Below are 236 nucleotides of genomic sequence, written 5' to 3'. Positions count from 1 at the left end.
GCCAAGCTCGCAAACTATGCCGCCAAGAAGTGGCCCGCGACCGGTGGGGTCGTTGATCTGCGCGATGAGCTGCGCCGTGCCCGGCTGATGGCCATTACTCCTGTCGAGGAGGGATGGGGCATTGGGCGGCGCCTGGAGGCCAAGCTGGTGGCGCAGGGCATCTCCACGGTGGCCGATCTGGTGGCCAGCGATGCTAAGGGGTTGCTGGCGCAACACGGCGTGGTAGTCGAGCGGAT

Annotated in this window: 1 pseudogene; it reads left to right on the top strand. The window is 66.5% G+C overall.

Going from position 1 to position 236, the window contains the following annotated elements:
* Window positions 1–236 (top strand): annotated as a pseudogene (locus B4920_RS28000) (protein UmuC); the annotation flags it as partial.

Origin of the sequence: Zoogloea sp. LCSB751, from assembly GCF_002028455.1 — a bacterium.
Taxonomy (GTDB): domain Bacteria; phylum Pseudomonadota; class Gammaproteobacteria; order Burkholderiales; family Rhodocyclaceae; genus Zoogloea.
Note: the sequence above shows the minus strand (reverse complement) of the source record. Positions and strands in the feature narration are given on the sequence as shown.